The organism is Candidatus Angelobacter sp. (assembly GCA_035607015.1).
Lineage (GTDB): Bacteria > Verrucomicrobiota > Verrucomicrobiia > Limisphaerales > AV2 > AV2.
Genome location: DATNDF010000083.1, coordinates 1 through 6526 on the forward strand (window position 1 = coordinate 1; position 6526 = coordinate 6526).

At 59.3% G+C, this 6526-nt stretch carries 9 protein-coding genes; 4 read left to right on the top strand and 5 right to left on the bottom strand.

Going from position 1 to position 6526, the window contains the following annotated elements; genetic code table 11:
* Both VN887_03420 and VN887_03425 read left to right on the top strand, forming a co-directional pair.
* Positions 1-758, top strand: a 758-nt coding sequence (locus tag VN887_03420; protein HXT39051.1) for a hypothetical protein, incomplete at its 5' end; no start/stop codon positions are given.
* Positions 759-835: 77 nt separating this feature from the next.
* Positions 836-1672: a VTC domain-containing protein gene (locus VN887_03425; protein ID HXT39052.1), complete on the top strand. Its 837-nt coding sequence runs from the start codon at positions 836-838 to the stop codon at positions 1670-1672.
* A gap of 13 nt (positions 1673-1685) precedes the next feature.
* Here the strand turns inward: VN887_03425 and VN887_03430 are convergent, their stop codons facing one another.
* From VN887_03430 to panB, 4 genes are read right to left on the bottom strand one after another with little or no spacing between them, the layout of a single operon-like run.
* Positions 1686-2168 carry a MogA/MoaB family molybdenum cofactor biosynthesis protein gene (locus VN887_03430; protein ID HXT39053.1) on the bottom strand — a complete coding sequence of 161 codons (483 nt, stop codon included), beginning with the start codon at positions 2166-2168 and terminating at the stop codon, positions 1686-1688.
* A 51-nt stretch (positions 2169-2219) separates the two neighbouring features.
* A complete protein-coding gene (locus VN887_03435; GenBank protein ID HXT39054.1) occupies positions 2220-2753 on the bottom strand; it encodes a hypothetical protein in 534 nt (177 codons plus the stop codon).
* A gap of 18 nt (positions 2754-2771) precedes the next feature.
* A complete protein-coding gene (gene moaC, locus VN887_03440; GenBank protein ID HXT39055.1) occupies positions 2772-3230 on the bottom strand; it encodes a cyclic pyranopterin monophosphate synthase MoaC in 459 nt (152 codons plus the stop codon).
* Between the two features lie 22 nt (positions 3231-3252).
* Complete coding sequence (gene panB, locus VN887_03445; protein ID HXT39056.1) at positions 3253-4008, bottom strand: 3-methyl-2-oxobutanoate hydroxymethyltransferase; 756 nt, start codon at positions 4006-4008, stop codon at positions 3253-3255.
* Between the two features lie 126 nt (positions 4009-4134).
* On the opposite strand from panB, the gene VN887_03450 reads away from it, so the two are divergent.
* Positions 4135-5046: a sugar phosphate isomerase/epimerase family protein gene (locus VN887_03450; GenBank protein HXT39057.1), complete on the top strand. Its 912-nt coding sequence runs from the start codon at positions 4135-4137 to the stop codon at positions 5044-5046.
* Positions 5047-5070: 24 nt separating this feature from the next.
* Here the strand turns inward: VN887_03450 and VN887_03455 are convergent, their stop codons facing one another.
* Positions 5071-5244 carry a hypothetical protein gene (locus tag VN887_03455; protein HXT39058.1) on the bottom strand — a complete coding sequence of 58 codons (174 nt, stop codon included), beginning with the start codon at positions 5242-5244 and terminating at the stop codon, positions 5071-5073.
* A 78-nt stretch (positions 5245-5322) separates the two neighbouring features.
* On the opposite strand from VN887_03455, the gene VN887_03460 reads away from it, so the two are divergent.
* A partial coding sequence (locus VN887_03460) for a sulfatase (protein HXT39059.1) occupies positions 5323-6526 on the top strand: 1204 nt, incomplete at its 3' end.

Sequence of the window (6526 nt, forward strand, 5' to 3'; positions counted from 1 at the left end):
TGCGTGAACCGCAACTCGACGCCTTTGCACACCTTCATCCGGTCAAATTGAGCAAGGAGACTTTTGAAACTCCCCTGCCGCCATTGCCGGCGGGCAAGTACCACGCTTACGCCGACGTCACCTACGAAAGCGGATATGCTGATACGCTCACGGCTGAAATGGAATTGTCGGAGCCGAACGCCGTCGTTGACGGCGCGGCGCTCGCGCCGGACCCTGACGACTCCTGGCAAATCGGGCCTGCGTTTAACACGGCTGCAGCCGGGGCCGGGCAGGCACAGATGGTCACCCTGGCGAACGGTTGCACAATGACGTGGTTGCGGAGAACCGGCACCGGGAAGAACAGAGATGCCGAACTGCGGTTCATCGTGCGCGCCGCCGCCGGAGGCCCGGCAAAGCTCGAACCGTACATGGGAATGCTGGCACACGCCGCCGTCCAGAGACTGGACGGCGCCGTCTTCGCCCACATTCATCCCGCTGGAACCATCTCGATGGCTTCGCAACAGCTTTTCGCTCTTCGCGCAGCCGGCAAAGTGCCCGTCAACATCAACAGACTGGCGGACGAACCCGTTTGCAAGCTGCCCAGCGTCGAAGAGAGCCAGACGAGCTGGCTGAAACAACGCTCGGGTGCCGGGGAAAACGAGATTACTCTTCCCTACGAATTCCCTCGGCCCGGTTTCTATCGGATCTGGGTCCAGGTGAAAATCGCCGGTCGGGTGCTCACCGGCGCATTCGACACCAAAGTCGAAGGCGCCACCTGAAACGCCGGGATTGAAGAAGCGCTGCTTCCCGCGTATTCTGACGGCGGTTGTTTGCCGGGCGGCAAAATGCGATTTGAATGGGCTCAGACCGATTACAACATCAGCGATACGAGCTGAAATATCACGTCAACGAGGACAAGGCGTTGCGCATTCGCGACTTCGTACGGAGCTACCTGGAGATTGACGAATACAGCGCGCTCCAACCGGACCTCTCTTATCCGACACTGAGCCTTTACCTGGACTCGGTCGGCCTTGACACTTACTGGCAGGCCGTGAACGGGAACCGGAATCGTTTCAAACTCCGCCTGCGCTATTACGACGACCGGCCCGACACGCCGGTCTTCTTCGAAATCAAACGGCGGGACGACAACGTCATCTTGAAAGACCGCGGAGGAGTCCGCAAAAGCGCCGTGCGCTGGCTGCTCGCCGGCCACATGCCCGAACGCAAGCACATGCTGAATCCGAACGACACCGATGCGTTCGTCGCCGTCCAGCGCTTCTGCCAGTTGATGCTTCAACTCAACGCCAAACCCAGGATGCACATCGCCTATTTGCGCGAGGCATATGAAAATCCGAGTGACAACAACGTTCGCCTCACGATGGACCGCCAGGTGGAAAGCCAGCCGCACCCCGCGCCGCGCCTCATTGCCAAAAGCCCGCGACCGCACATCGTCTTCGGTCGGACCGTGATTCTGGAACTGAAATTCACGGCCCGCTATCCGGTCTGGTTTCGTGACCTCGTGGAAACGTTCAACTGCATGCAAATGGGCGCGGCCAAATTCGCGGAAGGGATCATCTTCAAAGGCGAAGACTGGGTGCATCGCGGCTGCTCGCCGGAAAAGGTCCTGGAGGAGTTTCTGACGGCCGAAAAATATCCGGCGTTGTTCGAAGCGCCGAAACCCGCGGACGCCTGACGCACCAGCGTATTCAGCAACTCGTCGGCACTTCCTGGAGCACCTCGACGCAATGGGGAATCGCTCCGACGACAAAACCGAGGCATTCCACGGCACCGCTCGGCTTGCCCGGGAGGCATAGCACCAGCGTTTTATCCACGACAGCCGCCAGGTTGCGGGAGAGAATCGCGTTTTTTGTGATTTTCAGCGACTCCATCCGCATCACTTCTCCGAAACCGGGTAGCTCGCGCACGGCGATTTCGCGCACTGCCTCCGGCGTCACGTCGCGCAACGCGACTCCTGTGCCGCCAGTGGTCAGGACGAGCTGGCAGCCCTTGGAGATATGTTCGCGGACGGCGCGTTGAATGTCGCGCTTTTCGTCCGGCACGAGCGCTTCGGCCACAAGCTTCCAGCCGTGGCCTTCGGCAGCCGTTCTTAGCGCGGGTCCGCCCAGGTCGTCGTAAAGGCCCTTCGAGGCGCGGTCCGAAATCGTGACGATACCAACGTGAATTTGCATCCTCTTCCTTTTATCGAAAAATAGCGGTTATGCTCAACGAAAGCCTCGAATTCAGTTCAGCAACCTGCGTCGATGTTTCAAACAGAATTCGACGAAAAACCCTTCTCCCACAAAACGACGCACTGGCCGTGGCAGGCAGTCGTACATGACGCCGAACATTTGACGCAAAAACATCTCGTCCCGCAACGCGGCCTTTGCGGAGCGAAGCGACTGCTCAAGGTTGTTCATCGCACACTCCCGCAGGCGCGGCAGATAATCCTCCAGCATTCGGTCACTCGCAGCCACGACGGCAACTTTATTGCGACGCGCCAGCGCTGAAACCCTTTTGGTCGCGCTCGACGCCTTTTCCTTCACGGCGGCGCCGGCGTTGGCGACGGACCTCCTGGTGCGAACGAGCCATGATGGCGGCTCGCTACGCGCGACCGCCGTCAATTCGCCGACCGGTCGGCGTGCCGGATTTGCATCCGTCCAAAACTCGTCGGTTGGCCTGAGGAAACCAGCAGCGAGCAGTTCGCGGGCATCACCGGCGGGCAATGTGCCCAGGATCAATCCGTTTCGCGCGATATGGAGATTTGGCCGACTCATCTGTCCCGCCACCGTCGTTTACGCGGCGCTCTTCGTTTTCGAAACGAGCTTCAACCCGCCGACGATCATTTTTTTATCCACCGCCTTGCACATGTCGTAGATCGTCAGCGCCGCCACGCTGACGGCGGTAAGCACCTCCATCTCGACACCCGTTTGAGCCGCGATTTTCGCCGAAGCCGTGACGACGATGCGGTCGCGGCTTTTCGGGATTTCAAAATTCACCTCGCAATGCGTGATGGGCAATGGATGACAAAGCGGAATCAGTTCGCCGCATTTCTTCGCCGCTTGAATACCGGCCACACGCGCGGTCGCCAGCACGTTGCCCTTCGCGATGGCCTGTGATTCGATGAGGATCAGCGTTTCTTTTTGCAGCCGGATTTCGCCTCGCGCCACCGCTTCGCGCAATTGCACCGGCTTTGCCGACACATCCACCATGCGCGCTTCTCCGGTGGCGCTGATGTGAGTTAGTCCCTTCATGGTTTTCCGCCGTCGAGAACGGTCAGATGGATTTCTTCCATTCTTCAATCGCCGCGCGCATCTGATCAGCGGCATTCAGGCGCGGCTTCACGAACTTGGGCGTGAACCACGGAAATGTTCCCAGCAAATCGGTGGTCACCAGAATCTGACCGTCGCAGTCGGGTCCCGAACCGATGCCGATGGTTGGAACCTGAATTTTTTGCGTCAATTCCTTCGCGACGGGCGGGGCGACAAGTTCCAACACGATGGCAAACGCGCCCGCGTCAGCCAGCGCCTGCACATCCGCCCGCAACGCTTCACGCTCGGACTCTACCTTCCCCTTTACGTGGTAACCGCCCTCTTCGCGCACACTTTGCGGCAACATGCCGAGATGACCAAAAAAAGGAATCCCTTCCGCGAGAATGGCGCGAACCTGCGGCATTATCGCGCGTCCACCCTCGGCCTTGACCGCTTCGGCGCCGGCCCCGACCAGGCGCTGCGCGTTGGCGACGGCGTTCTCGACCGTTTCGTAACTCCGGTAAGGCAGGTCCGCCGCCAGCAACGCGTTCGGTTTCGCCCGCGCCGCCGCGCGAACATGATGCTCCATCTCCGCCATGGTGACGGATGTCGTGTCGGGGTAACCAAGCACGACCATCCCCAGCGAATCGCCGACGAGCATCAGCGGAATGCCGATTTCATCGAGTAATTTCGCCATCGGATAATCGTATGCCGTCAGCGCCGGAATCTTCCGTCCCTTCATTCGGCGGATCATGTCGGCGGTGACTTTCGTCGCGTTCACATCGGAACCTTCGCGTTGGAACGAGCCTGCGACAAGTGGAAAATGGCCGCGGTCCCGATCCGCAGGGAATTTTGGTTGCGCGGTTGAAGCCTCAAACTAAGCTGAAGGTGTCATCCGGTTTTCCCTATGCAAACCCGAATTGAACAAACCTCGAAACCAAACCGGCGGGAATTTCTGCGCAGCGCCGGACTAGGAATCGGCGCGCTCGGACTCGTGGCGCAGACCGCCGTGGCAGCCGAGAAACCCTCACCCTCGTTCGCCCGGACGTCAAAGATTCGCCTTGGTCTCGTCACCTACAACCTCGCAAAAGACTGGGACGTTCCGACCATCATCAAGAATTGCGAAGCGGCAAAGTTCGAGGGAGTCGAATTGCGCACGACACACGCGCACGGCGTCGAAGTCACGTTGAGCAAGACGGAGCGCGAGGCTGTGAAGAAACAATTCCGCGATTCGAACGTGGCGTTGATGGGCTTGGGCAGCACGTTCGATTATCACACACCGGATCAGGCCAAACTCAGGAAGGACATCGAGGCGACGAAGGAATATATCGTTCTCGCGCATGACGTCGGCGCTCCGGGTGTGAAAGTCCGACCCAACGGACTGCCCAAGGAAGTGCCCAAAGAAAAGACCCTCGAACAAATCGGCAGAGCCCTGCGTGAATTGGGCGAGTTTGGCGACGGTTACGGCGTGCAGATCCGGCTGGAAGTCCACGGCCCGGAGACTTCGCTTTTGCCCAACATGAAAGCCATTATGGACGCGGCCGATCATCGCAATGTTGGCGTTTGCTGGAACTCGAACCAGACCGACCTCGCAGGCGAAGGCTTTGACCACAATTTCAATCTGGTGAAGGACAAAATCTTCACCGTCCACATGCGCGACCTTTACCTGGACGAGTATCCGTTCCGGAAACTGCTCACACGCCTGAATGGAATTGGCTTCACCGGCTTTTGCCTGGCGGAAATTCCCGAAAGCAACGATCCGGTGCGGGTGATGAAATATTTTCGCGGATTGTTTCTGGCATATCAGGATCTTTTGTGAAATGGACTTGGGATTGCGTTCCACTCAACCCTCATCAATCTGCTTCCGTTTGGTGATGACCGTATAATTCGACGCGGTTTCGCGCTCCCTTTTGCCGCGCAATCTTTCGTTCAATCGCAGTTCGCGCTTCACCCGCTGGCCTGCCCTCCACTTTTCTTTGGTTGGTCCGAGGTCGTCCACCATGCCAGGAACAAGCAAGACGCGATTTACGAGAACGATCCGGGGTTGCGCGAATCCGGCTGATACGGTTCAATACGCGTTGACCGGACCAGCGCAATGAATCGCCACATCCTGCTGATACTTCCGCTCTTTCTCACCCTGAGTGCAGGCAGCGGTGCCGCGGCCACAACTCCGACGCGTCAGTTCAACGTCCTCTTCATCGCCGTGGACGACTTGAACAATCATCTCGGTTGTTACGGCAACCGGATCGTCAAATCCCCGAACGTGGACCGGCTGGCGCGCCGCGGCATGCGATTCGACCGCGCCTACTGCCAGTATCCGCTGTGCAGCCCAAGCCGCGTTTCGTTGTTGACCGGATTGCGCCCGGACACGACCCGGATTTTCGATCTCCAAACCGATTTTCGCAAAACCACGCTGCCGGCGGTGGTCACCATGCCGCAGTTGTTCCGGCAGAACGGCTGGTTCGCCGCGCGCGTCGGCAAGATTTTTCATTACGGCGTGCCCAACGACATTGGCACCAGCGGCCTTGATGACCCGCTTTCATGGGACCAGGTGATCAATCCGCGTGGACGCGACAAGGACGAGGAGGCCCGGGTCACCAATCTCAACCCGAAAAACCGCGGTCTGGGCGCGTCGCTGGCCTGGTACGAATCGCCCGGGCGCGATGACGAATTCACCGACGCCAAGGTCGCGGCGGAGACGATCCGACTGCTGGAAGAGCACAAAGGCAGACCGTTTTTCATCGGTTGCGGCTTTTACCGCCCGCACGTGCCGTGGATCGTGCCCAAAAAGTATTTTGAAATGTATCCGTTGGAGAAAATCACGCTGCCCAAAGGCCCGTCGAACGATCGCGAGGACATCCCACCCGCGGCGCTGTGGGTCAGCCGGGCCAATTACGGACTGAGCGACGAGAATTGCCGACGGGCGATCCGCGCTTATTACGCGTCGGTCAGTTACATGGACGCGCAACTGGGCAGGGTCCTGGACGCCCTCGACCGGCTGAAATTGTGGGACAGCACGATTGTCATCCTCTGGGGCGACCACGGGTGGCATCTGGGTGAACACGGCCTGTGGCAGAAGATGAGTTTGTTCGAGGAGTCGGCGCGGGTGCCGCTGATCGTCGCCGCGCCCGGGGCGAAGGCAAAACGGAAGGTGAGCGAACGCGTCGTTGAATCGCTCGACGTTTATCCGACGGTTGCCGACCTGTGCGGCTTGACGGCACCGCAGAATCTGGCGGGCGCAAGCCTGCGTCCGTTACTCGACAACCCAAACGTTCGCAGGGACCGGCCGGCCTACACAC

What these genes read in the sequence shown, in the direction of transcription:
- VN887_03425 (HXT39052.1), top strand. Translation starts at nt 836, where the DNA reads ATGGGCTCAGACCGATTACAACATCAGCGATACGAGCTGAAATATCAC.
- VN887_03430 (HXT39053.1), bottom strand. Translation starts at nt 2,168, where the DNA reads ATGCAAATTCACGTTGGTATCGTCACGATTTCGGACCGCGCCTCGAAG.
- VN887_03435 (HXT39054.1), bottom strand. Translation starts at nt 2,753, where the DNA reads ATGAGTCGGCCAAATCTCCATATCGCGCGAAACGGATTGATCCTGGGC.
- moaC (HXT39055.1), bottom strand. Translation starts at nt 3,230, where the DNA reads ATGAAGGGACTAACTCACATCAGCGCCACCGGAGAAGCGCGCATGGTG.
- VN887_03450 (HXT39057.1), top strand. Translation starts at nt 4,135, where the DNA reads ATGCAAACCCGAATTGAACAAACCTCGAAACCAAACCGGCGGGAATTT.